Annotated in this window: 20 protein-coding genes; 15 read left to right on the forward strand and 5 right to left on the reverse strand. The window is 68.5% G+C overall.

The features are described 5' to 3' along the window. Position 1: 1 nt before the first annotated feature. Positions 2-1,057 (forward strand): quinone-dependent dihydroorotate dehydrogenase, encoded by a 1,056-nt coding sequence (locus BJQ95_RS08455; protein ID WP_130177975.1) that lies wholly within the window; start codon positions 2-4, stop codon positions 1,055-1,057. Between the two features lie 59 nt (positions 1,058-1,116). Here BJQ95_RS08455 and BJQ95_RS08460 read toward each other — a convergent pair whose 3' ends face one another. Further along, positions 1,117-2,190: an App1 family protein gene (locus tag BJQ95_RS08460; protein WP_240694770.1), complete on the reverse strand. Its 1,074-nt coding sequence runs from the start codon at positions 2,188-2,190 to the stop codon at positions 1,117-1,119. 206 nt (positions 2,191-2,396) lie between these two features. On the opposite strand from BJQ95_RS08460, the gene BJQ95_RS08465 reads away from it, so the two are divergent. The 5 genes from BJQ95_RS08465 to BJQ95_RS08485 all read left to right on the forward strand — a co-directional run bounded on the left by BJQ95_RS08465 (position 2,397) and on the right by BJQ95_RS08485 (position 6,385). After that, positions 2,397-3,053, forward strand: a complete 657-nt coding sequence (locus BJQ95_RS08465; RefSeq protein ID WP_240694769.1) for a TetR/AcrR family transcriptional regulator — start codon at positions 2,397-2,399, stop codon at positions 3,051-3,053. A 158-nt stretch (positions 3,054-3,211) separates the two neighbouring features. Beyond that, a complete protein-coding gene (locus tag BJQ95_RS08470) occupies positions 3,212-4,036 on the forward strand; it encodes an ABC transporter ATP-binding protein (protein WP_130177973.1) in 825 nt (274 codons plus the stop codon). After that, positions 4,033-4,710 carry an ABC transporter permease gene (locus BJQ95_RS08475; protein WP_130177972.1) on the forward strand — a complete coding sequence of 226 codons (678 nt, stop codon included), beginning with the start codon at positions 4,033-4,035 and terminating at the stop codon, positions 4,708-4,710. The genes BJQ95_RS08470 and BJQ95_RS08475 overlap by 4 nt, the downstream gene beginning before the upstream one ends. Next, the gene (locus BJQ95_RS08480) at positions 4,707-5,420 is read left to right on the forward strand and encodes an ABC transporter permease (RefSeq protein WP_130177971.1); all 714 of its coding nucleotides are present in this window, start codon (positions 4,707-4,709) and stop codon (positions 5,418-5,420) included. Before BJQ95_RS08475 ends, BJQ95_RS08480 begins: the two co-directional genes overlap by 4 nt. Positions 5,421-5,461: 41 nt before the next feature. Further along, the gene (locus tag BJQ95_RS08485; protein WP_130177970.1) at positions 5,462-6,385 is read left to right on the forward strand and encodes an ABC transporter substrate-binding protein; all 924 of its coding nucleotides are present in this window, start codon (positions 5,462-5,464) and stop codon (positions 6,383-6,385) included. A gap of 86 nt (positions 6,386-6,471) precedes the next feature. Here the strand turns inward: BJQ95_RS08485 and BJQ95_RS08490 are convergent, their stop codons facing one another. Further along, positions 6,472-7,470, reverse strand: a complete 999-nt coding sequence (locus BJQ95_RS08490; protein WP_240694768.1) for a M56 family metallopeptidase — start codon at positions 7,468-7,470, stop codon at positions 6,472-6,474. A 64-nt stretch (positions 7,471-7,534) separates the two neighbouring features. After that, complete coding sequence (locus BJQ95_RS08495; protein ID WP_130177969.1) at positions 7,535-7,915, reverse strand: BlaI/MecI/CopY family transcriptional regulator; 381 nt, start codon at positions 7,913-7,915, stop codon at positions 7,535-7,537. Between the two features lie 93 nt (positions 7,916-8,008). On the opposite strand from BJQ95_RS08495, the gene BJQ95_RS08500 reads away from it, so the two are divergent. From BJQ95_RS08500 to cydC, 4 genes are read left to right on the forward strand one after another with little or no spacing between them, the layout of a single operon-like run. Beyond that, positions 8,009-9,418 (forward strand): cytochrome ubiquinol oxidase subunit I, encoded by a 1,410-nt coding sequence (locus BJQ95_RS08500; protein ID WP_130177968.1) that lies wholly within the window; start codon positions 8,009-8,011, stop codon positions 9,416-9,418. A gap of 9 nt (positions 9,419-9,427) precedes the next feature. Continuing rightward, positions 9,428-10,432 (forward strand): cytochrome d ubiquinol oxidase subunit II, encoded by a 1,005-nt coding sequence (gene cydB / locus BJQ95_RS08505; protein WP_130177967.1) that lies wholly within the window; start codon positions 9,428-9,430, stop codon positions 10,430-10,432. A gap of 20 nt (positions 10,433-10,452) precedes the next feature. Next, entirely contained in the window at positions 10,453-12,144 is a 1,692-nt protein-coding gene (cydD, locus tag BJQ95_RS08510; RefSeq protein WP_130177966.1) for a thiol reductant ABC exporter subunit CydD, read from the forward strand. Then, a complete protein-coding gene (gene cydC / locus BJQ95_RS08515; protein ID WP_130177965.1) occupies positions 12,137-13,906 on the forward strand; it encodes a thiol reductant ABC exporter subunit CydC in 1,770 nt (589 codons plus the stop codon). Before cydD ends, cydC begins: the two co-directional genes overlap by 8 nt. Here cydC and BJQ95_RS08520 read toward each other — a convergent pair. Beyond that, complete coding sequence (locus BJQ95_RS08520; RefSeq protein ID WP_130177964.1) at positions 13,878-14,531, reverse strand: DedA family protein; 654 nt, start codon at positions 14,529-14,531, stop codon at positions 13,878-13,880. The genes cydC and BJQ95_RS08520 overlap by 29 nt on opposite strands. A gap of 109 nt (positions 14,532-14,640) precedes the next feature. On the opposite strand from BJQ95_RS08520, the gene BJQ95_RS08525 reads away from it, so the two are divergent. Next, the gene (locus tag BJQ95_RS08525; protein ID WP_130177963.1) at positions 14,641-15,012 is read left to right on the forward strand and encodes a hypothetical protein; all 372 of its coding nucleotides are present in this window, start codon (positions 14,641-14,643) and stop codon (positions 15,010-15,012) included. 237 nt (positions 15,013-15,249) lie between these two features. Here the strand turns inward: BJQ95_RS08525 and BJQ95_RS08530 are convergent, their stop codons facing one another. After that, positions 15,250-16,806, reverse strand: a complete 1,557-nt coding sequence (locus BJQ95_RS08530; RefSeq protein ID WP_130178737.1) for an IS1182 family transposase — start codon at positions 16,804-16,806, stop codon at positions 15,250-15,252. 100 nt (positions 16,807-16,906) lie between these two features. On the opposite strand from BJQ95_RS08530, the gene BJQ95_RS08535 reads away from it, so the two are divergent. The 4 genes from BJQ95_RS08535 (at position 16,907) to BJQ95_RS08550 (ending at position 24,477) form a co-directional block, all read left to right on the forward strand. Further along, a complete protein-coding gene (locus BJQ95_RS08535) occupies positions 16,907-18,481 on the forward strand; it encodes an anthranilate synthase component I family protein (RefSeq protein WP_240694965.1) in 1,575 nt (524 codons plus the stop codon). A 93-nt stretch (positions 18,482-18,574) separates the two neighbouring features. Beyond that, positions 18,575-21,151, forward strand: a complete 2,577-nt coding sequence (gene leuS / locus BJQ95_RS08540; protein ID WP_130179355.1) for a leucine--tRNA ligase — start codon at positions 18,575-18,577, stop codon at positions 21,149-21,151. A 120-nt stretch (positions 21,152-21,271) separates the two neighbouring features. Next, positions 21,272-22,039: a helix-hairpin-helix domain-containing protein gene (locus BJQ95_RS08545; RefSeq protein ID WP_130179353.1), complete on the forward strand. Its 768-nt coding sequence runs from the start codon at positions 21,272-21,274 to the stop codon at positions 22,037-22,039. Next, the gene (locus BJQ95_RS08550) at positions 22,036-24,477 is read left to right on the forward strand and encodes a ComEC/Rec2 family competence protein (RefSeq protein WP_130179352.1); all 2,442 of its coding nucleotides are present in this window, start codon (positions 22,036-22,038) and stop codon (positions 24,475-24,477) included. Before BJQ95_RS08545 ends, BJQ95_RS08550 begins: the two co-directional genes overlap by 4 nt. Positions 24,478-24,501 lie beyond the last annotated feature (24 nt).

Here is a 24,501-nt window from a genome sequence, read left to right on the forward strand (position 1 = left end):
CGTGTACCGGACTTTCTTCACACTGGTGCTCACCCGGATCGACCCCGAACAGGCGCATCACCTGGCTGTCGAGGTGATCCGGTGGCTCCCGCGACTTGGCCTTGGCCCGCTCGTGCACAGATTCACCCGCCCGCGCACCGACATCGGCGTGGACACGCTCGGTCTGCACTTCGACTCGCCCTTCGGCGTTGCCGCCGGTTTCGACAAGGACGGTCACGCCGTCATCGGCCTCGGCAGTCTGGGCTTCGGGCACGTCGAGGTCGGCACGCTCACGGCCATCGCCCAGCCCGGCAACCCCAAACCCCGGCTGTTCCGGCTGATCGCCGACCGCGCCGTGATCAACCGGATGGGCTTCAACAACGGCGGAGCAGAGGCGGCCGTCGCACGCCTGTGCGAGGTGCGAGCCACCCGCAGCCGCCCGGTCCTTGGCATCAACATCGGCAAGAGCCGGGTCACCGCGGTCGAGGACGCCACGGCCGACTACCTGGTCAGCACGGTGGCCCTGGCCCCGATCGCGGACTACCTGGTGGTCAACGTCAGCTCACCGAACACACCGGGGCTGCGCGGCCTGCAGGAGCTCGACCAGTTGGCCCCGCTGCTGAGGGCAGTTCAGGACCGGGCCGGCGACACCCCACTGCTGGTCAAGATCGCCCCCGACCTGACCGACGACGATGTCACCCGCATCGCCGGCCTGACCGTGGAGCTCGGCCTGGCCGGCATCATCGCCACCAACACCACCATCAGCCGGGAGAACCTGCTGACCGACCCGGCCGTTGTGGCCGCCGCCGGCGCGGGCGGGCTCTCCGGAGCGCCCCTGAACGACCGGTCCCTCGCGGTGCTGCGCCTGATCCGGGCCAGTGTGCCGGCGGACCTGTGCGTCATCTCGGTCGGTGGCGTCGAGACCGCTGAGCAGGTCGTCGAACGCCTCGACGCCGGGGCGACCCTGGTGCAGGGGTACACGGGGTTCCTCTACCGCGGCCCGCTTTGGGCCCGGCAGATCAACCGCGGACTCGACCGGTTGCTCGCCGGGCGCCGCGCCGCGCCGGTCCTCTCCTAATCGGCCTCTCCTAACCGGTCGGCCGGCAGGTGCTCCAGCAGTGCCCGCCGCGAACCGTTTCAGTCGGTCGGGCCGGGCGCCCCCGGATTTTGGATCAGTCCGAGGTCCGCCAGTTGCTCCGCCAGGCTCGCGCCGTCAGGCCCGTAGACCCAGCGTGGGTCAGGCTTGGCTCCAACCGCATCCTTGGCCCGGCGACCGGCCAGTACGGCCTCGCTCGGCGACAGCCGGCGGATGGCGACCGCGGCGACACTCTGCGGGAAGTCCTGTTGGAATTCGCCGTAAATAGCCTCGTCGTGCTGCCCGTCGTCGCCGATCAGGATCCACTTCATCTCGGGGAACTCCTGCGCCAGACGACGCAGGTTGTCCCGCTTGTGCTCCCGACCGCTGCGGAACAACCTGTCGTGGGTCGGGCCCCAGTCGGTCAGCAACAACGCGCCGGCCGGGTACAGGTTGCGGGAGAGAAAGCGGCTCAGGGTCGGCGCGACATTCCAGGCGCCGGTGGAGAGATAGATCACGGGAGCGCCCGGTGTCGCGTCGGCGAGACGGTCGAGCAGAACGGCCATGCCCGGCGTGGGAACGCGGGCGTGCTCGTCCAGCACGAAGGTGTTCCACGCCGCCAGCAACGGCCGGGGCAGGGTGGTGACCATGACGGTGTCGTCGACGTCGGAGATGACCCCGGTTCGCACGTGGGGGGCGACCACGAAGACCGGCGCCTCGACGCTCACCGAGGCGTGGGTGTGCAGCGTGGCGGTGTGCCAGCCCGGCTCCAGGTTGACCTCCATCACAGTGTCGACGACACCACCGCGGTCGGCCTGCACCCGATGGGCCTTGCCGCCGATGTCGATGGTGACCGTGACGTCGTTGACCGGCACGCTCGTGAAGCTGCGCCAGCCCCGGATGCTCGCATCGCGTCCGTCATTCCGCCGCCGCCTTCGCGCGGTGCCGCCAGCCTTCACCGGCTTGGACAGAAGGACGCGGCACAGGATCCGCACCCGCTCCGTGGTGCCATAGCCGGAGTAGGGGATGACGATCGGCAGGTGTCCGCGCCGGCGGGCGAACTTCTCGCGCTTGTCATGCAGCCAATCCTCGATCCGCGCCGCTCGGTGCATGAGGCGCGCAGGGTCCAGGGGCATGGCGGGCGTGGCGGGGGACTTGGACACACCTCAGTCTCTCATGCGCCGCAGCGTCCCTCTCGCCCGCCAGCGCTGCCGGCCAGGCGCACGCCCGGCCGCTGACGACAAGCCTGGGCACCGCGCTCCCGCTCCGTTCGGGGGGTATGTCATGTGCCTCGCGCTCAACCGCTGGCCCTAAGATTGTGTCGTATATTCAAGGAGGCCACGTGGCGCTGATCGACCTATTCGGTGAAGACTCTGTCGCACAAGGGCGGCAGATTCGTACCGAGCCCATCCAACAGCGCAGTGCCGCCAGGTTGACCGCACTCCTCGATGCCGCCGCAGAGGTCGTCGACGAGGTGGGTTTCGACCGCATCACCACAGCCATGGTCGCGGAGCGCGCCGGTGCCTCCATCGGCACCGTGTACCGCTACTATCCCGACCGCGTCGCAGTCCTCGAAGGCCTCCGCGAGCGCGCGGTGCAACGATTCAGGCAGCGCGTCGCCGACACCCTCAAGGAGACCCAGCCGAGCACTTGGTGGGAAGCCGTGGACTGCGGGATCTCGGCGTTCGTCGACCTCTATCGTGCCGAACCCGGATTCCGGATCTTGCACTTCGCCGACCGAGAACGCGCACAGTCCAGCGTGCCGGACGAGCTGGACTCCGGCTTCTTCGCCAACCAGATCGCCGGCGTTCTGTCGGATGAATTCGGCCTGTCCGGCGGACCCGACCTGATCTTCAGGCTCGAGGTCGCCGTGGAGATGGCCGATTCCCTCCTGTCCCGTGCCTTCACCTGGAACAGCCAGGGCGATGAGCGCTTCATCGCCGAGTGCCGCCGCATCATGCACGACTACCTCGTCGGCTACTACGGCCCGGACGCCTGATTCGGGACCTTCGCCCTGGCGATTGTGACGTAAACGGCAATCCGCTTTGGATCTTGCTCCGAAGAATGATTGGCTAGTCTTTCCGTACTTGCCCGTTCATCGTCCCAGAAACCCGGGGCCGACGAGTGTCAGGTCCGCTTCGAGGATTGAGCCCAGCCATGATCGAGTTCCGTTCCGTGAGCAAGCGCTTCCCCGACGGCACCCTTGCCGTCGAGGGCTTCAGCCTGGTCCTGCCCTCCCACAAGACGACGGTGCTGGTCGGATCCTCAGGGTCGGGCAAGACCACGCTGCTGCGGATGATCAACCGGATGGTCGACCCGACCAGCGGGTCGGTCGAGATCGACGGCGAGGACATCGCCACCCTGCCCCCGGTGAAGCTGCGCCGCGGAATCGGCTACGTCATGCAGAACTCCGGGCTGCTGCCGCACCGCACCGTTATCGACAACGTCGCGACCGTGCCGCTGCTGCGCGGCACACCCAAACGCCAGGCCAGAGCGGATGCCCTGGCGATGCTCGACACCGTCGGCCTGGACCGCTCGCTGGCCGACCGGTATCCGAGCCAGCTCTCCGGTGGCCAGCAGCAACGTGTCGGTGTGGCCAGGGGGCTGGCGGTCAACCCGAACATCCTGCTGATGGACGAGCCGTTCGGCGCGGTGGATCCGATCGTGCGCGCGGAGCTGCAGCAGGAGCTGGTGCGCCTTCAGAAGGAACTGGACAAGACCGTGGTCTTCGTCACCCATGACATCGAGGAAGCCTTCCTGCTCGGCGACCAGATCGTGATCCTGAGCGAGGGCGGCCGGATCGCCCAGGTGGGCTCGCCCGCTGAGCTGCTCGCCAACCCCGCCGATGACTTCGTGGCCAGCTTCGTCGGCGCCGATCGGGGCCGGCGTGCATTGCACGTGGAACGGCACGGGAACGAGGACGTCCTCGTGGACAGCGACGGGCGCCTCGCCGGTGTGCTGAAACGCGAAGGCGCGCGATGACCTGGGTCCTGGCCAACCTGGGCCTGATCTGGGCACGCACGCTCGACCACGTGGTGCTGAGCCTGCCGCCGATCCTGCTGTGCTTCGTGATCGCCGTCCCGCTCGGCTGGCTGGCACGCCGCTACCGGGTCAGCCGGGGGATCATCCTCACCGGAGCGGGCTTGCTCTACGCCGTGCCGTCGCTGCCCTTGATCTTTGTGCTCCCTGCCGTGATCGGCACCAGTCTGCTCTCCCCGGTGAATGTGATCATCGCCCTCACCCTCTACGGCATCGCCCTTATGGTGCGAGTGGTGTCCGACGGTCTGGACTCGGTGGATGTCGACGTGAGACAGTCCGCTTCGGCCGTGGGCTATTCGACCTGGTCACGGTTCTGGCAGGTGGAACTTCCGCTGGCCGGACCGGTGCTTCTGGCCGGCATGCGAGTGGTCGCCGTCAGCACCGTCAGCCTCGTCACCGTCGGAGCAGTGATCGGCGTGCAGAGCCTGGGCAGCCTCTTCACCGACGGGTTCCAGCGTGGAATCCAGGCCGAGATCATCGCCGGGCTCATCGCCACGGTCAGCCTGGCTCTGCTCTTCGACGGTGCTCTCGTGCTCGCCGGGCGGGTACTGATGCCGTGGACGCGGCGGATCACTCCGGCCAAGCCGAGTACGCCTGTCGAGGTGAGCGCCGCATGAACCTCTTCGCCAGCGCCATCGACTGGATCCTCGACCCGGCCAACTATGTCGGACTGAACGCGATCCCGCTGCGGATCGGCCAGCATCTCGTCTTCTCCCTCGTCACCGTGCTGATCGCGTCGGCGATCGCGATCCCACTCGGCTACCTCATCGGCCACACCGGTCGGGGCCGCGAACTCGCGGTTTCGACGTCTGGAGGCCTGCGGGCCATCCCGACCCTTGGCCTGCTCACCCTGGTGGCTCTCTGGGTGGGCATCGGCGTCGTGGCCCCGTATGTGGCACTGACGGTGCTGGCGATTCCGCCCATCCTGGCCGGTGCCTACACCGGCTTCGAGGCGATCGACCGGCGCACCGTCGATGCTGCCCGAGCCGTTGGCATGTCGGAGCTGCAGATCGTTCGCAAGGTGGAGGTGCCCCTCGGCCTGCCCCTCCTGATCGGCGGCGTGCGCTCTGCCACGCTCCAGGTCATCGCCACCGCAACGCTCGCGGCCTACGTGGCCGATCTCGGTCTGGGCCGGTATCTCTTCTCGGGCTTGAAAACCCGCGACTATCCCGAGATGCTGGGCGGGTCGATACTCGTCATTGTTCTGGCTTTGGCTCTGGAGGGAATCTTCGCGCTGATCCAACGGTTCGTTGTACCAAGGGGTGTCTCCGGGCGCCTCGCCACAACTCCAACGCTTCGCACCGGCAGCCCCACAGCCGCACGGTGACACATCTACCGAAACATCGGTACCTGAGGAAGGACAACAGCATGTTCACAATCACACGAGGCCGGCTCGCGCTTGTCAGCGCGGTCGCGGTTGGGGCTGTCGTAGCCCTTGCAGGGTGCGCGTCCGGGGACCCGCTGGACGAGGGGAACAGTTCCGCCGACTCCGAGACACTCGTTGTCGGATCGCAGGATTACTACTCCAACGAGATCATCGCGGAGATCTACGCCCAAGCGCTGGAGAACGGTGGTTTCACGGTCGACCGCCAGTTCCGCATCGGACAGCGCGAGGCCTACCTCCCCGAGATCGAGGCAGGCTCGATCGACGTCTTCCCCGAGTACTCCGGCAGCCTGCTGCAGGCCCTCGAGGCCGACGCCGCCGGCGGCAGCCCCGACGAGGTCTACACGGCCCTCGAAGCCGCCCTACCCGACGGCTTGAGTGTGCTCGACCGGGCAGATGCGGCCGACCAGAACTCCTGGACCGTCACCCAGGCGTTCGCGGATGCCTACGGCCTCACGGATATCGCCTCGCTCACCGAGGTGACCGAACCGATCACCGTGGGCGGCAACTCCGAGCTGGAAACCCGGCCGTACGGGCCGACAGCGCTCAAGGAGAAGTACGGCATCGAGATCGCCGGTTTCACCCCGGTGGAGGACAGCGGCGGACCCCTGACCGTCAAGGCCCTCGTCGACAACAAGATCCAGCTGGCCAACATCTACACGGCGGATCCCAACATCGAGTCGAACAGCCTCGTCGCCCTCGATGATCCCGACAGCCTGTTCTTTCCTGACAACGTCGTGCCGCTCGTCTCCGACAAGGTCGACGGCTCGGCCGCTGACATCCTCAACGCGGTCAGTGCGGCCCTGGCCACCGACACCCTCGTGGGCCTGAACGCCCAGAGCGTGAACGACCAGGCCGCCGCCGACACCATCGCGACCGAGTGGCTGACCAATGAAGGCCTGATCTAGGCGCATCGCGCAAGCAGCGTCGCGTCAATATCGCCGCGCAACCCTAACGGCCCCGCCCTGTGGCGGGGCCGTTAGTCTGCCACGGATCAGGTCGTGACCAGCAGCACGGTGGGCAGCACCAGCAGACCGACCGTGGCCGCGATCACCCCGATCCGACCGACCGGGCCCAGCACCGTCCCCGCACCGATGAGCCGGTGTACGCGCGGTCCGACCATCTCGGCGGACCCATCGACCGGATGGTCCGGCCGGGGAAGTGTGCCGGGGCGGTTCGCGCCGAAGCCGGCATCCGCAAACCCGGCCGTCGCGAACGCCGTGCCCGGATCTTCGGTCAGGTGGGCGGTGCCGACAAGGGCGATCGCCGTAGCCAGCGTGCGGTCATCGACCTCCTGCCTAGCCCGGTCGTCGGCCAGCATCTCCACCAGCAAGGCCACAGCGTTCTCGGCACGATTGGCGATCGGGAACCAAGGCAGGGCGCTGTGCCAGGACTTGAAGGCGAGCAGCACCAGATGGTGTTGCTGGCGCAGATGCGCCCGCTCGTGAGCGACGACGCCGCGCAGCTGGTCGGGATCCAGAAGTTTCAGCAGCCCCCGCGACAATACCGTCGCCGAACGAGTGGCGCCGGGCAGGCAGTAGGCCACCGGCGCCGCATGATCGATCACCCTGGTGCCCGTGCTGTCGAACGGCAACGGGTCGCTGAGCAGGCCGATCAGAGTGTGGTGGCGTCGGCGCTCCCGCTCAGCGCGGATGAACGTGGCACTGAGGTTGAGTAGAAGATGGGTGGCCAGGATCACCGCCAGGCAGAGCGCCATCACGCCCGCCAGTGTGGCCCCGGCGGGCAGGGTGCCCGCCATGACGTACCCGGCGACCGCGCCGAGGGCGGACACGGGGGTGGCTCCGAACGGGATCAGGCCGAAGACCAGCAACGAGCCGATCATCGAGACACCGCCGGCCAGGGCGATCGACTGCCACAGGGCTAGGGCCAGGCCCGGCGCACGCGGCGGCCAGTCGGCCCCGGCGAGGAGGATCGGGACAGGCCAGGCCAGGACGACGGCGAGCACCATCAGGGTCAGTGCGGTGGTGAGCACCTGACCTACCGGTCCAGGGTGTGTGCGGGGGGCAGGGCTCTGGGAGCTCCTGCGCGTGGTCGCGTCACTCCGACGACGGACTGACGCTCTCGAGCAGGGCGCGCAGAGTTTGGGCCTCCTGCGGGCTGACGTTGCCGATGAAGCGGGCCAGAGTGGCGGTGCGATCGGTGGTGGTGCCCAGGACCTCATGCATCAGTTCGGCTGTGTGCTGCGCCCGCGAGCTCACAGCCGTGTATCCGTGCGGTCGACTGTCGCGGTCGCGGGTGACGAAACCCTTGTTCTCCAGGCGGGACAACACCGTGAGCACCGTCGTCGTCGCGAGCGGCTTCGCCCCGGTGGCCTCGGGGTTCAGCAGGGCGTCGCGCAACTCGTTGGCGGTCAGGGGAGTGCCGGCCGACCACAGCAGGTCCATCAACATTCTCTCGAGCACACCCAAACTTCCCATGCGCACCAGTTTATCAACGAAAGAGGTGTTTTCTACTGGCCGTAGAATAGTAGTCTTCTACGACACGTAGAAAACTCACGTCCCGGAGGACAAATGAACGAGTGGCTTGATCCGTTACTCCTGTCGAGGTGGCAGTTCGGTCTCACGACGATCTACCACTTCCTGTTCGTGCCACTCACCATCGGCCTGGTCACGACCGTGGCGATCTTCCAGACCGCCTGGTACCGCACCAACAAGGCCAAGTACCTGCAGCTCACCCACTTCTTCGGCAAGATCTTCCTGATCAACTTCGCCATGGGAGTCGTGACGGGCATCGTGCAAGAATTCCAGTTCGGCATGAACTGGTCGGACTACTCCAGGTTCGTCGGTGACGTCTTCGGCGCCCCTCTGGCCTTCGAGGGCATCACGGCGTTCTTCCTCGAGGCCACCTTCATCGGTCTGTGGATCTTCGGCTGGGACAAGCTGCCCAAGGGGCTGCACCTGGCCACCATCTGGCTCACCACCGTGGGAAGCATCGCGTCGGCCTACTTCATCATCGCCGCCAACGCGTTCATGCAGAACCCGGTCGCCTACCAGATCAACGAGGTCAAGGGCCGGGCAGAGCTGACCAGCATCGGCGAGCTGCTCACCAACCCGATCGCCCTCGCGGCGTTCCCGCACACGATTTTCGCCTGCTTCATGGTCTCCGCCGGCCTGATCATCTCGGTGGCGGCCTGGCATCTCTCCCGCAACCAGCACCTCGAGACCATGCGGCCCGCGCTCAAGTTCGGGCTGTGGATGATGGTCATCGCCGGGGCGCTCACCACCCTGATGGGCGACCAGCTGAGCCTGGCCATGGTTCAGGCCCAGCCGATGAAGATGGCTGCGGCCGAGGCCATGTACAACACGGCCACCGGCGCCAATGCGTCCTTCTCGATCTTCACCCTCGGCACCCCGGACGGCGTCAGCGAACTGTTCTCGATTCGCATCCCCTACCTGCTGTCGTTCCTGTCCACGCACACCTTCGACGGCACCGTGGAGGGCATCAACAACCTGCAGGAGCAGTACGTGCAGCTGTACGGGCCCGGCGACTACGCACCGATCATCTGGGTGACCTACTGGTCGTTCCGCTGGATGATCGGACTCGGCATCGCGCACATCCTCGTCGCCGTCGCCGGCCTCTGGTTCACCCGCAAGGGCAAGAGCCCCCAGACCTGGATGTGGAAGATCGCGATCTGGTCGTTCCCGATGTCGCTGCTGGCCATGAGCGTCGGCTGGGTCTTCACCGAGATGGGCCGCCAACCCTGGCTGGTCTTCGGGTTGCTCAAGACCGCAGACGGGGTCTCGCCGAACGTCAGCGGGCTCGAGATCCTCATTTCCCTTATCGCCTTCACCCTGCTCTACGGCGCTCTGGCCGTGGTGGAGTTCCGCCTGATCCTCAAGGCTGTGCAGAAGGGACCGGACCCTGAGACGGTACCCGACCCGGTGTCCGGCGAAATCAAGCAAACGACCACGGTCTACTAGGAGCTCACGATGGAACTCAATATCCTGTGGTTCTGGATCATCGCCGCGATGTTCATCGGCTATTTCGTCCTGGACGGATTCGACTTCGGTGTGGGCATGTCCCTCCCGTTCCTCGGAAAGGACGACACGGACCGGCGCGTCCTGATCAACACCATCGGCCCGGTCTGGGACCTCAACGAGACCTGGGTCATCGTGGCGGGAGCGTCGCTGTTCGCGGCGTTCCCGGAGTGGTACGCCACCATGTTCAGCGGGTTCTACCTGGCGCTGCTGCTGATCCTGCTGGCCTTGATCGCCCGCGGTGTTTCCTTCGAGTACCGGCACCAGCGCCCGGAACTGAAGTGGAAGAAGTCCTTCGACGCCATGATCGTCGTCGGGTCCGCCGTTCCGGCCCTGCTCTGGGGAGTCGCGTTCGGCAACGTCGTGCGCGGCGTGCCGTTGGACGCTGACTTCAACTACATCGGCAGCTTCTTCGACTTGCTGAACCCTTACGCGCTGCTGGCCGGCCTCACCACGATGCTGCTCTTCTTCACCCACGGCGTGATCTTCGTCTCCACCAAGACCGAGGGCGACATCCGGGTGCGTGCCCGCTCGCTCGCGATCAAGTCGGGACTGGTGACCATCGTCGTCGCGGCGTCGTTCCTGGTGTGGACGACGCTGGCCTACGGCACTCTCGCCTCCGGCATCCTCGCCGCGGTCGCGGCCGTGACCCTGATCGCCGGCTACCTGGCGAACCTGCGCGGAAACGAGCGCACGGCGTTCTCTCTGATGGCCGTGACCATCGGGTTCGCTGTGCTCACCCTGTTCGCGTCGCTGTTCCCCGACGTGATGCCGGCCAGCAACGATGTGGCCAACAGCCTCACCATCGAGAACGCCTCGTCGACGCCGTACACACTGCAGGTGATGAGTTGGACCGCTCTGATCGCGGCTCCGGTGATCATCGGCTACCAGGGCTGGACGTACTGGGTGTTCCGCAAGCGAATCAGCCGGTCCCACATCGAAGCCGCAACACACTAGGCCGCCGTACACTACAACGGATGCGTCCCCTCGATCCGCGACTTCTCACCCACGCCTCCGCAGCGCGGTGGTTCCTTCTCGTCGGTGCGGTTCTGGGCCTGGCCCAGACCCTCACGGTCGTGGCCTTCGCCTGGTTCCTCAGCCAGAGCATCACCCTGGCGGTCGGAGGCTCCGCGCTGGAATCGATCGCCGGCACCGTGGCCGCACTGGCCGCGGTGGTGATCCTGCGTGCCGTCCTGGTCTGGTTGGTGGAAGTCGCCGCCACTCGCGGGGCAGCGGCCGTGAAGAGCCAGCTCCGCACCGCGGTGCTCGCCCGGCTGGCCGAGCGTGGCCCCGACTGGCTGGCCGGTCAGCAGTCCGCCCGGGTGGCGACAGTGGTCACGAGTGGGCTGGACGCGCTCGACAACTACTTCGCGAGGTACCTGCCGCAGCTGCTGCTGACGGCGATCGCCACCCCGATCCTGGTGCTCGTGATGCTCTGGCAGGACCCCGCCAGCGGCATCACGGTCATCATCGTGCTGCCGCTGATCCCCGTGTTCATGATTCTGATCGGGCAGGCCACGCAGGTCGTGCAACGCCAGCAGTGGGATGCCCTGCAGCGTCTGTCGGCCGGTTTTCTCGACGTCGTCGGTGGCCTGGCCACCCTTAAGATCTTCGGTAGGGACCGCCGCCAGACGGCACGCCTGGCCAGCCTCACCGACGAGTACCGGGGCCGCACCATGAAGGTGTTGCGGGTGTCGTTCCTCAGCGGGTTCGCGCTGGAGCTCGCCGGGAGCCTCTCGGTGGCCCTGATCGCCGTTTCCATCGGGTTGAGGCTCGTCGACGGCTCGCTGCTGCTCGGCGTCGGACTGTTCGTCTTACTCCTGGCACCTGAGGCGTTCCTGCCGATACGCCAGGTCGGCGCGCAATTCCATGCCGCGGCCGATGGCCTCGCCGCGGCCGAGGAGGTGTTCGCCATCCTCGACGATGACGAACAGCCCGACCGAAACAATCAGCCGGGACACAACGAACTGCCGGGCCAGCACGTGCCGGCCGGTCGTGGTGACCGGATACAGGCCGCGGCTCCTACCGGGCCTCCGACCACACTCAGTCTGGACGCGGTCACCGTCAGGCGCGGCGACGCCGCAATCATCGACCGCCTCAGTGCCGATTTCGCGGCCGGCCAGCTCAGCGTGCTGCGCGGACCCAGCGGAGCGGGAAAATCCACCCTGATCGGCGCCATCCAGGGTTTCGTCCCGTACGACGGCAAGGTTCTGCTCGGGCCCGTGACCGTGATGCCGGACGACGACCGGGATTGGCTCGCCTGGGCCGGTCAGCGCCCCGGCCTGTTCTCTGGCACTGTCTCCAGCAACGTCGCCCTGGGCGCAAGCGTCACCGACGACGCCCTGGTCAGAACCGCACTCGGCTGGGCCGGTGCCGGAGACCTGGATCCCGAGCTTCGCCTGGGCGTGAACGGGGCCGGGCTGTCCGGCGGTCAATCCCAGAGGGTCGCCGCGGCCAGGGCGATCTACCGCTCGGTCGCCCTGAACTGTGCGGTCCTGGTGCTCGACGAGCCGAGTTCCGCCCTCGACGCGGATGCGGAGAATGCCCTCATCGACGGTCTCCGCACGCTGGCCGGCCAGGGCCGCGTCGTGATCGTCGTCAGTCATCGACCGGCCTTCGTCGTCGCCGCGGACCACGTCGTCCATCTGAACGAGGTCGCCCATGTCTGATCGTCGTTCTCCCGTCACGCTCGGTGTCTCCCCGGCCACCCGGTCGGTGCTCAGGCTCGCCCAACCACCGGCGCGCCGCAGCCTGCCCGGCCTCGCGGCGGGAGTGGCCAGCGCCGCCAGCGCCGTGGCCCTCCTCGCCTGCTCGGCCTGGCTGATCACCCGCGCCGCCGAGATGCCGCCGATCCTGTTCCTCGGCCTGGCCGTCGTGGGCGTGCGCGCCTTCGCCCTCTCCCGTGCGGCGTTCCGCTACCTGGAGCGACTGCTCAGCCACGATGCGGCATTCCGCCAACTCGGCGCCCTTCGGCTGGGCATCTTCGCCCGACTGCTGCCCCTGGCCCCCGCCGGGCTCTCCGGCACCCGCAGGGGCGACCTGCTCACCCGACTGGTGAGGGATGTCGACGACCTGCAGGACCTGCCGCTGCGTGTCGTCCAACCCCTGGCAACCTCCGGCCTGGTGGCCGTGCTCAGCGTGATCGGGGTCTGGTGGGTCCTTCCGGCGGCTGGGCTGACCCTGGCACTCTGCCTGATCGTCGCCGGTGTCGTCGGCACCCTCGCGACGGCCGCGCTGTCGGCCCGCTCTGAGCGCGCCCTGGCGCCGCTTCGGGGCGCCCTCGCCGACGAGGTCCTCGAGGTGGTCGAGAACCTCGACGTGCTCACCGCCTTCGGCGCCCTCGAGGCGAGGTTGACTGCCCTCTCCGTGGTGGAGGACAGACTCCGCAGGGCTTCGCTCCGCAGTTCCACGGGAGCCGGAGTGCAGGCCGCCGTGATCTCACTGTGCGCCGGCGCCGCGACCGTCCTCGCGCTCATCGCGGCAATCCCGACCCTGGGCACCGGCGGCTTCTCCGGCCCCGCTCTTGCCGTGGTCGTGCTGGTTCCGATGGCCGTGTTCGAAGTCTTCGCCATGATCCCGCCGGCCATCAGCGCCTGGCGCCAGGTCCGCTCCAGCGCCGAACGGGTCGCGACGGCAGTGCCCGAGCAGATTCCCGCGGAGATCCCGGCGGCGGGTGTCGTGCTCCGCGAGGATTCGAAGTCGGCTGCGGTCGGGGACCAGGGGGCGCTCCAGCCGGGCCGAGCGCTGATCGAATTGACCGGGTTGGGCGCCAGCTGGCCGGGCGCGGATCGGCCCGCGCTGGCCGGGGTGACCCTGCGGCTGGACGCGGGGGACCGCGTGCACCTGGCCGGGGCCAGCGGCGCCGGCAAGACCACCCTCGCGCAGACACTGGTGCGCTTCCTCGACTACACGGGGTCGTACCGGATCAACGGTGTGGAAGCCCGGGAGCTGGCACCGTCCGATCTCCGGCGGGTCGTGGGCCTGTGCGAGCAGCGGCCGTGGCTGTTCGACGACACCGTGCGGCAGAACCTGCTGTTCGCGCGGGACACCGCCACCGACGCTGACCTGCTCGAGGTGCTCGCGCGCGTCGGGCTGGCCGACTGGGTCCGCCGGCGCGGCGGTTTGGATGCCAGGGTGGGTGAACGTGGGGCACTCGTCTCCGGCGGTCAGGCCCAGCGGATAGCACTGGCCAGGGCGCTGCTCGCCGACTTCCCGGTTCTCATCGTCGATGAGCCGACGGCCAACGTGGATACCGGTCTGGGCGACACGCTCGTTCGCGACATCCTGTCGGCCTCGGCCGACGCGGGACGTGCCGTGCTTCTCATCTCGCACACCCCGGTTCCGGCCGGGCTGATCACCAGCACGTACACCCTCTCCGCCGGGTCAGGACTGCAGCGCGACGCTACTCCGGGGGGAGCTCTCGTTCCATGAACCTGGCCTCGCGACGCTTGAGCCACCGTTTGACCAGGACCACGACCACGCCGAACGCCGCGATCGCGCCGACGAAGAGATAGCCGGCAAAGTGCAGCTGGTCTGAAATGCTGCGATACCCCTCGGCCGCGGCGGCGCCGACACTCACGTAGGCCAGGGTCCACAGAACGCAGGCGGGCACCGTCCAGGTCAGGAAGGTGCGATAGCGCATGGTGCTCATACCGACGGTGAGCGGGATGACCGAGTGCAACACCGGCAGGAACCGCGACAGGAACACGGCGATACCGCCGCGTCTGGCGAGGTAGCGCTCCGCCGCTGCCCAGTTCTTCTCACCGATCCGCCGGCCCAACCAGCTCCGGCGTATCCACGGGCCGAACCGGCGGCCCAGGTAGAAGCCGATGCTCTCACCGGCCAGGGCGCCCAGGATGACCGTCAGCACCAGGGCGACGTATTCGACGGGGTCCTCTACCGCGGTGCTGGCGACGATCACGATGGTGTCGCCGGGGACGACCAAACCGATCAGCACCGACGTCTCCAGGAGCATGCCCAATCCAGCCAGCAGGGTGCGCACGACGGGGTCGACGGCGCTCACGGCGTCCAGGATCCAGTTGAGTACGTCGTTCACCTCGCCAGCCTAAAGCGTGTTTGCGGCCCCGTGTTGTGCGCCGCGTCGGCGGTCCTGGCCCGTGTTCTGGGCACTGGCGGCGACCGGCCGCGCCGCAGGACACTGAACGGTGACCGACTTTGGCAACCCCGGCACGTCCCGGCACGTGACCAACGGGCTCCAACCGCGCCAGGTCCTGCACCTGTTGTGGGCCGTTCCCGTCGCCATTCTCCTGTGCCTGCCGGCAGCCGTCCTCGCTGGGATATCGTGGTGCGGGATCAGCGGCTGCAGCGGCGGCGGCTACGGGCTCGACACGAGCGATGCGGGCCTGGCCGTCCAAGCCTGTGTCTTCGCCGCCGTGGTCATGGGCCTCCCATTCGCCCTCATCCCGTGGCTGAAGCCGCGCACTGTGAGGATTGTTCTCGCCCTCCCGATCGGCGCCGTCTGGGGACTCCTTATGGCTGTTGTCACCCACGGCATCTTCCCGTGGCAGATCGGTTGACTCGCCCATCCCGCGGGCCAGCGCCGCACGCGCCCTAGGAGGGCGCTGAATATTAGGGGTCCAGTTGCCTCGGCGAGTTCTTAGAGTGTTTTTTTGCTCCGCTGTGGGGCTTTGTGCGGTCGACTGAGCGATCGGCCACGATGGTGGGATCTCGCGTCGGGGCTGATCGATGGGGCCGTAGTGGGCGGCTCTGCCGCCTGGGACCGTGCGCCGAGGTGGTCCTTGTGCGTCGGGGTGTTATCCAAGGGCCCAAACCCCGTTCTGGCTGGTCAAACCGAGGTTGAGGAGCCGTTTGAGATTGATCGCGGCAGCACGGATCACCCACCCCGCATTGTTCTTGGCAACGCCGCGGTAGCGGACCCGCCGGGCCCCGCGCGTCATCCACGCCAGCGTCCGTTCAATCATTGGACGGTGCTGGCGATAAAGGGCTTGAAAGTCCGGGTCCTGAGCGGTGACGCGGTGCTCCCGGCGAACCTGATCCAGCGGATGAATCTGCATCTTCTTGCCGGACTTCGCGGTGGTGCACTGCGCCATCAGCGGGCAGGCCTGGCACGAACTACCAAAACTGGCCCGTCGTTTCGGGCTGAGCGACCGGACGTTCCCGGCCGGGCAGGTCACGGTCTGCAGGGTTTCATCCACGGTGAAGTCATCGATGGTGAATCCGCCCGGAACGGCTCGGCCCAGCGGCATCGGCTTGATGATCGGCCGGTGCCCAGCGGCATGAATCTCGGTCAGGAGCCCGCCGCTGCCATAGGCCGAATCACCCAGCACGTCAATGTTTTGCTCACCGATGCTGACGTCGGCCGCGAGCAGCTCGCCGCCGCGAGCCGCGTCGCTGTTTTGCGAACCAGAGGCTTTCGTGAGCATTGCCGCCGTCACCAACCCGGTGTCGGGCTCCGCGTTGACGTGGGCTTTATAGCCGTCGATCTTTTTCTGGCGGCTCTTGTGCGCATGGCGGGCATCAGGATCGACGGTGGAAATCACCCGGTCGGGAGCGACCCGGCGGGCGATCCGCCACCGCCCGTCGGTCCCGTCGGACCCGTCGGCGGGTTCCACGTCTTGGCCGGCGACCAAGGCAAGCAGCGCGACGGTTTCCTGCTGCTTCTTGTTGAGGATATGGACGTTGATGCTGCCCAGCAGAGCGAGAGCATCGGTGACCAGGCGGGAGACGAGCTCGTCGCGGGCGTCGCGGTCGTCCCACGCAATGTCGGGCTTGCCCGGCTGGGAGTAATCATGGCCGGTCAAGCCGGCGACGCTCACGTCCGCGCCGGGGATCTCCCGGCCAACACGGCGGATCTGTCCGACCAGCTGCGTGACGGTGTCCTGCCGGGCAACCGCATCCTCCAAAATTGTTGAGTCCAACGCCCGGCGTTTGCGCCCCGACAATGCTCCGGACTGGGCAATGACCGCGGTCACGGCCTCAAAAATGCGGTGCGGCCGGTCACTGGCAGCCAAGCGTTTGCGCCAATAGACCAGCACGGTCGGGTGGAAAGAGGTTTCAGTCAGCGCGAACCCGCAGGCGGCTTTCCACCGCAGGTCATACGTCAACGCCTCGGCCGCTTCCCTGTCGGAAAGGTTGTGCAGTGTTTGCAACACCATCACCGACGCGATCACGTCCGCCGGTATTGACGGGCGGCCGTTCTGCGAGGAAAACAAGTCCGCAAACGCATCATCGGGAAACAGCTCCCGACGGTGCGCTGCGAGGAAAGCGAACACCGATCCAGGCGGAAGCAAGTGCCCCGCTACGGCATCGACATCGTAAATCTCACGCTGACCATCATCACAACCCTGCATCACCCCAGTCTTAACGACCAAGAGCCGACCCGCCGCAGGCGCGCCTTAAATAAGCGACACCCGCACCCAAAGTTGTTCAGCGGCCTCCTAGGCTGGAGCGGTGCCGACCACCCCCAGCCACCCCGACCGGGGCCTCCCTGTGCGCTCGGAGGCGCTGCAGGATCTGCGCTCGGTTCCACTGCGTTCGGTACCACTGCGCTCGGTGCCACTGTGCTCGGTACCACTGCGCTCGGTGGCACTGCCGCACTGGCTCGACCCGGCCGAGGCCTTCGACCGGCTGTTCGCGGAGTCACCGTACGCAATCTGGCTCGATGCCGGCGCCGACGCCCGGAGCGGGGTGAGCTACCTCGCTGGCGCGCACCACGGCTCGCGGCTCGTCACAGTGTCGGCCCGCGCCGGCACCGTGACCTGCTCACGGCCGATGGACCCCGCCACGGCGCCCGTCACGTCGGTCGGCACCATCTTCGACTTCCTTCGTTCGGAACAGGGCAGCACCACCCAAGCAGCCGACGCCCCGGACGACGTCGGCTTTCGGCTCGGCTGGGTGGGCTGGTTCGGCTACGGGCTGGCCCGGCCGGGGCGGGCATCCGACGGCCTGCCGGACGGCGCTCCGCCCGATGCGGCGCTGCTTTTCGTGGACCGCGCCATAGCCTTCGACCATGCCGCCCACACGGTCACCCTGCTGGCCGGGTCGACGACGGGGGAGGCCGGGAACGACGTTGAGGACTGGCTGCTCAGCACCGCCCGACGCCTCGGTGAGCAGGCCGCAGCACCCACGCCGGCCCGGCCACAGGCATCCGCCGAGCCGCTCGAGGTGCGCTGGCGGCACGACGAGACGCAGTACGCCCGACTGATCGACGCCTGCCAGCGCCGCATCGCAGCCGGTGACGCTTACCAGCTCTGCCTCACCAACGAGGTCACCGTCGCCGGCAGCTTCGACCCCCTCACGGTGTACCGGCAGCTGCGCGCGGGCAGCCCGAGCCACCATGGCGGCCTGCTCAGGTTCGGCGCGCACGCGCTGCTGAGCGCCTCGCCGGAGGAATTCCTCTCCGTGAGCCCACGGGGGCGATTGCGCACCCGTCCCATCAAGGGCACCAGACCCAGGTCCGCCGACTCGGCGACCGACCGGATGCTCGCCGAGGAACTGCTCGCCAGCGACAAGGAGCGCGCCGAGAACCTGATGATCGTCGACCTGATGCGCAACGACCTGGGCCGCGTCGCCGCCCTCGGCTCCGTCGCGGTGACGTCCCTGCTGCAGGTCGAGAGCTACCCGCATGTGCACCAGCTGGTCAGCACCGTCGAGGCACGTCTCGCGCCGGGCCTGACCGGTATCGACGCCATCGAGGCCGCCTTCCCGGCCGGGTCGATGACCGGCGCGCCCAAGGCCAGCGCCATGGCGATCCTGGCCGCGCTCGAAGGCGGCGACCGCGGCATCTACGCGGGGGCGTTCGGCTATCTCGGCAGCGACGGCACCGTCGACCTGGCCATGGTCATCCGCAGCATCGTGCTGGGGCCGGCGGGCGCCTCGATCGGCACCGGCGGAGGCATCACCGCGCTCTCGGTGCCCGCCGAGGAAATCGAGGAGACCCGGATCAAGGCCAGGGCCCTGATCAGCGCCATTCGGGCGTCCGGCGGGGGACCGGCCCCGGCACGTGGCCGAGGTTTAGTAACCTAGGAGCTTGGGCGTCGCCAACGGGACCACTTTGTTGCGCGTAAACGCCACCTCACCACAATGAATGAGAGTCACGTGGCACACGAGCACGACACCATGTCCAACGGCCCCGAGGACGAAGACGGCTACGACTTCGCCGCCATCCAGGCGAAATGGGCGCCGATCTGGGACGAGCTCGAGCCCTTCCGCACCAGCGACCCCGACGACACCCGTCCGCGGAAGTACGTGCTGGACATGTTCCCGTACCCGTCCGGTGACCTGCACATGGGCCACGCCGAGGTGTACGCCCTCGGCGACATCGTTGCCCGATACTGGCGTCAGCAAGGCTTCAACGTTCTGCACCCGATCGGCTGGGACTCCTTCGGCCTGCCCGCCGAGAACGCCGCCATCAAGCGCGGCATCGACCCGCGCGGCTGGACCTACGACAACATCGCGCAGCAGAAGAAGAGCATGAAGCTCTACGCGGCCTCCTTCGACTGGTCTCGCGAACTGCACACCAGTGACCCTGAATATTACAAGTGGAACCAGTGGCTGTTCCTGCAGCTCTACAAGAAGGGCCTGGCGTACCGCAAGGACAGCTGGGTCAACTGGGACCCGGTGGACCAGACCGTGCTCGCGAACGAGCAGGTCCTCGCCGACGGCACCAGCGAGCGCAGCGGCGCCGTCGTGGTGAAGAAGAAGCTCACCCAGTGGTATTTCAGAATCACCGACTACGCCGACCGGCTGCTCGACGACCTCAACCAGCTCGAGGGCACTTGGCCGGCCAAGGTGCTCAACATGCAGCGCAACTGGATCGGCCGCTCCATCGGCGCCGACGTCGACTTCGCCATCGAGGGCCGCGAGGAGCGGGTTAGCGTCTTCACGACCCGCCCCGACACCCTCTTCGGCGCCACGTTCATGGTTGTCGCCCCGGATGCCGACCTGGCCGCCGAGCTCGTCGCCGACGCCTCCGCCGAGGTGCGGGAGCGCTTCGCGGCGTACCTGGTGCAGGTGCAGAACAGCACCGAGATCGAACGCCAGGCCACCGACCGGGAGAAGACCGGTGTCTTCCTCGAGCGCTACGCCATCAACCCGGCCAACGGCGAACGCCTGCCGATCTGGGCCGCGGACTACGTGCTGGCCGACTACGGCCACGGCGCCGTGATGGCCGTGCCGGCCCACGACCAGCGCGACCTGGACTTCGCCCTGCGCTTCGACCTGCCCGTGCGCGTCGTCGTCGACACCACCGCACCGGTCACCGGGGTCATCCCGGTGATCACCCCCGGCATGCTGGACGGCTCCGAGGAGCTGCCGTCCCTCGACTCCGACGCGCTCGACCCCGCCCAGAGCGGCGTCGCCCTCACCGGCGCGGGCCGTCTGGTCAACTCCGGCACGCTGAACGGCCTCACCAAGGCCCACGCCATTAAACGGATGATCGACCAGCTCGCCGCCGACGGCACCGGGCGCGCGGCCAAGAACTACCGGCTGCGCGACTGGCTGATCTCCCGCCAGCGCTACTGGGGCACCCCGATCCCGATCATCCACGGCGCAGACGGCACCGAGATCCCGGTGCCTGAGGACCAGCTGCCGGTGCTGCTGCCGCCGACCGACGGCCTGGACCTCAAGCCCAAGGGAACCTCGCCGCTCGGCGGGGCCACCGACTGGGTGAACGTGGTCAACCCGATCGACGGCACCCCGGCCAAGCGCGATGCCGACACCATGGACACCTTCGTGGACAGCTCCTGGTACTTCCTGCGCTTCCTCAACCCCACCGACGACACCAAGGCCTTCGACCCGAAGGAAGCCGACAAGTGGGCTCCCGTCGACCAGTACGTCGGCGGTGTCGAGCACGCCATCCTGCACTTGCTCTACGCCCGCTTCATCACCAAGGTGCTCTTCGACCTCGGCTACGTCACTTTCACCGAACCGTTCACGGCACTGCTCAACCAGGGCATGGTCATCCTGGACGGCGCCAAGATGAGCAAGAGCAAGGGCAACCTGGTCTACTTCACCGAGGAGGTCGACAAATTCGGCGTCGACGCCGTGCGCCTGACCATGGCGTTCGCCGGCCCGCCCGAAGACGACATCGACTGGGCCGACGTGTCCCCGGTCGGCTCGGCGAAGTTCCTGGCCCGCGCCTGGCGCGTCGCCCGCGACGTCACCAGCGCCCTCGACGTGGACTGGAAGACCGGCGACGTGGCGCTTCGCCGGGTCACCCACCGGTTCCTCGCCGACGCCCCGTCGCTCATCGAGGCGTTCAAGTTCAACGTCGTCGTGGCGCGCATGATGGAGCTCGTCAACGCCACCCGCAAGGTCATCGACACCGGCGCGGGTGCCGGCGATGCCGCCGTGCGTGAGGCGGCGGAGGTGACCGCCATGGCCCTGAACCTGTTCGCCCCGTACACGGCAGAGGACATGTGGGAACGCCTGGGCTACGAGCCCTGCGTCGCGCTCGCCCAGTGGCGCAAGGCCGACCGCAGCCTGCTGGTGGCCGAGTCCGTGACCGCGGTGGTGCAGGTCGACGGCAAGGTGCGGGACCGCCTCGAGGTCTCCCCGAAGATCACGACCGCCGCCCTCGAGACCCTTGCCCGCGCGTCGGCCGCGGCGATTCGGTCCATCGGCGACCGCGAGATCGTCAAGGTGATCGTGCGCGCACCCCGGATGGTCAGCATCGTCACGCAACCCGCCCGGTAACGGTTCCGGGCCCGTAACGGCTCCCGCCCGGGCCCTCCTCCACAGGCGGGCCCGGCGCCGTTTCGGCACAGGTTCCCGCGTGAGGTCGATGCGGGCAACGGTGCGCCGTAGCGTGCCGGCATGGCCTTCGACCCGTTCAACAGCCTCGCTCCCACGGCCCGCGCGCCCTCCCGCGCGGCATCCGGTGGCGCCTCCGGCGTCACCGGCCGCAGCCGGCTCCGCATCGGCGTGGGGGCCGCGATGGTGCTGTTGCTCGCGGCGCTGGGCGTGTCCGTCGCCGTGACCGCCATCGGGCAGGTCGGCCACAGTGTCGAGGTGGCGGCGAACTCGACGTCGGTCGTGCCCACGGATGCTTCTGCGGGTCCTGCGGGCGACCCGACCGGTGCGTCCGGCTCGCCGGCACCGGCCGGCGCGACCCCGGCTCCGGGAGTGTTCGTGCACGTGCTAGGCGCGGTGGCCCGGCCCGGCCTGTTCGAGGTACACCAGGGAGCGCGGGTGGTGGACGTCGTTGCCGCCGCCGGCGGCCTGCTGCCCACCGCCGACGAGGCCGGCCTCAACCTGGCCAGGCTCGTCACCGACGGCGAACAACTCTACGTCCCGGCTCAGGGCGAGACCGGGCCCGGACCACCCGCCGGCGCGCAGGCCGGGTCCGGCCAGGCCAACGGTGCGGCCGTGGGCGGAATCGGCGGTGCCGCGCCGAAGGTGAACCTCAACACCGCGACCCTGGCAGACCTGGACACCTTGCCGCGAATCGGACCGGCGATGGCGCAGCGGATCCTCGACTATCGCGACGCGGAGGGACGGTTCGCCAGTGTCGAGGACCTGCGCAACGTGACCGGTATCGGTGACAAGACCTTCGCCGCGTTGAAGGACTTGATCACCGTATGAGGCTGGACCTGCGTCTGGCCCCGCCGGCGGCCGCGGGTTGGGCCTCGGCCGGCCTGCTCGTGGCGATGCCGACGGCGGCGGCGATCCTTGCCGCCCTGCTCGCGGGCGCCGCCGTGACCCTGGTGGTCTGGGCAGCGCTGCTGGGCAGATCGGGCCGGACCGGTCGACGGCTCCACGAGCCGCGACGCCGCCCCTTCGACGGCCCGCGATTCCGCCGAGTCGACCGCACGCTCTTCGCCCAGGTGCTTGGCACCATTGCCGTCTGTGCCGCGGCCGCCGCGCTGGCCGCGGTGGCCGTGGCCGTGCAGGCTCCCGCACGGTCGCCGGAGGTGCTGCGCATCGTGCTGGACGACCACACCGAGGTCACCGCCACCCTCACGGTCTGGTCCCCGCCGGTGCCGAGCGCCGGAGTGACCATCGGCGGCAACCCACAGCTCCGGTTCAGGGCCACGCTCACCGCACTCGGGCACGCGGACCTGGGCCCACAGGCGGGTGGCGTGCCCACGACCGGACTGGAAGTCCCCGTCGTCGTCTTCGCCGACGCTGCCGCCGGAATCCCATCCATCGGCGACGAGATCCGGCTGTCCGGAACGGTGGCGCCGACCGATCCTGGCGATGCCGCGGCCGCGCTGTTCTTCGGCCGCGGCAGCCCGGAGACCGTGCGCACCGCACCGTGGTGGCTGGACTGGGCTAACACCCTGCGCCATGGCTTCGCCGACGCGGCCGGGGAGCTGCCGGGGGAGGGCGCCGGCCTGCTGCCGGGCCTGGCGATCGGCGATACCACCGGCGTCAGCGATGACCTGGACCAGGCGATGACCACAAGCTCGCTCAGCCATCTCACCGCGGTGTCCGGAGCCAATTGCGCGATCGTGCTGGCCCTGGTGCTGCTGAGCACGGCCTCGTTGGGGTTGGGGCGCGGAGCGCGAGTCGCAATCGGACTGGGGGTGCTGGCGGGATTCGTGGTGCTGGTGACGCCGGAGCCCAGCGTGGTGCGCGCCGCGACCATGGCGACCATCGTGCTGCTATCCGGCGCGCTCGGCCGCCCGGGCCGGGGTGTCGCGTCACTGGCGCTGGCCTCGTTGTGTCTCCTGGTCGCCGACCCGTGGCTGTCCCGCAACTACGGCTTCGCGCTGTCGGTGCTCGCGACCCTCGGCCTGCTGGTGCTCGCCGGGCCGCTCAGCCGGCGGCTCACGCGCTGGATGCCCCGACCGCTGGCCGTGCTGCTCGCGATACCGTTGGCCGCCCAGCTGGCCTGTCAGCCCGTCCTGGTGCTGCTGAGCCCGACCCTGCCCGCATACGGCGTGCCGGCGAATCTGCTGGCGGCCCCCGCAGCCCCGGTGGCCACCATCGTGGGCTTGGCCGCTTGCCTGCTGCTGCCCTGGCTGCCGTGGCTGTCGACGGCGCTGATCTGGCTGGCCTGGCTGCCCGCGACCTGGATCGCCGCGGTGGCGCAGGCGTCGACGACGCTGCCCGGCAGCACCCTGCCCTGGCTGGGCGGTCCGACGGGGGTGCTGCTCACGCTGGCCTGCACTGCGGCGGTCCTGGTCCTACTGGTCGGTCGCAGCCCCGGCCGGTCGGCGACCCTGCTGCGGGTGGCCAGCGGTGCACTGGTCTGCGTCGCGGCTGGAGCCACCGTGGGCACGGTTGCAGGCACCGGGCTGGGCCGGGCCGCGGTCTTCCCGGCCACCTGGCAGATCGCCGCCTGCGACATCGGGCAGGGCGATGCCGTGCTCGTGCGGGACGGCGAGCGGGTCGCCCTGGTCGACGTCGGGCCGGATCCGGCGCTGCTCTCCGCCTGCCTGGACGCCCTGCAGATCGACCGGGTGGACCTGCTGGTGCTCACCCACTACGACCTGGATCACGTCGGCGGGCTGGACGCGGTCCTCGGCCGGGTCGGCACGGCCCTCGTCGGTCCGCCGGAGAACGCCGAGGACGCCCGGCTGCACGCCGAGTTGGCCGCAGGCGGGGCCACCGTGACGGAGGCCGGCCGGGGAGATAGCGGTACCCTCGGCTCTCTGTCCTGGCAGGTGCTCTGGCCGATCCGCGGCTCCGCACTCTTCCAGACGGGGAACCCCGGTAGCGTCACGATCCAGTTCGAGGGCGGCGGCATCCGTTCCCTGTTTCTCGGCGACCTCGGCGAGGAATCGCAGGAGGCATTGCGCGCGGCCGGCCCGATCGGAGCCGTGGATGTGGTCAAGGTCGCCCACCACGGTTCCCGCGACCAGAGCGGCGCCCTCTATGCCGAGATCCGGGCATCCGTGGGCTTGGTGTCCGTCGGTGCGGACAACGGCTACGGCCACCCCACCCAGTCGATATTGGACATCCTCGGGTCGTCGGGCACCGCCGCGTTCCGGACCGATCAGGACGGACTGGTCGTCGTCGCGCCGGCCGGCAGGGGACTCCGGGTCTGGACGGAGAAGGTCACAGGCGCCGGTTAGGCTGGTGGTAGCGAAGGGAGCCGC

Source organism: Cryobacterium sp. SO1 (assembly GCF_004210215.2).
In the GTDB taxonomy this organism is placed as follows: domain Bacteria; phylum Actinomycetota; class Actinomycetes; order Actinomycetales; family Microbacteriaceae; genus Cryobacterium.